The sequence below is a fragment of the Rothia nasimurium genome, assembly GCF_928392795.1.
In the GTDB taxonomy this organism is placed as follows: Bacteria; Actinomycetota; Actinomycetes; order Actinomycetales; family Micrococcaceae; genus Rothia; species Rothia nasimurium_F.
The window spans coordinates 1-338 of sequence record NZ_CAKMTJ010000040.1; the positions used below are offsets into that span (position 1 = coordinate 1).

A 338-nucleotide genomic window follows, 5' to 3' on the forward strand; every position below is an offset into this window, starting at 1 on the left:
AGTGAGAATCTTCTCCAGGGCCTTTTCGATGGTGTTGATAGCTCGTGAGACTGTCGATTGAGAGACAGCAAAAAGTTCTGCGAGGAGTTCTTCGGTGAGGTTATGGCGGTGGTAGAGCAGGGTGATTCTGAGGGCTTGGTCGAGGGTTAGTGCTGGTGGTCTTCCGCCTGGTTTTGACCAGGTGAGGTGATGGGTGAGGGCTGTATGTAGCGTGGCGAATTGCGTGGCTGTGAGGCCGGTTGTACGCTGGTGTAGCAACGGTCTTGTCCGGTATGGCTTGAGGTTATTTGTAGAGATTTAACGCTCATATTTTTGCCGCGGGTGGGGCCGTTGTCTAG

General features: G+C 53.3%; 1 protein-coding gene. It reads right to left on the reverse strand.

Annotation, left to right across the window (positions count from 1 at the left end; all coding sequences use genetic code 11):
* Nucleotides 1-258, reverse strand: a 258-nt coding sequence (locus tag L6963_RS11765; protein WP_237207733.1) for a helix-turn-helix domain-containing protein, incomplete at its 3' end; no start/stop codon positions are given.
* Nucleotides 259-338 lie beyond the last annotated feature (80 nt).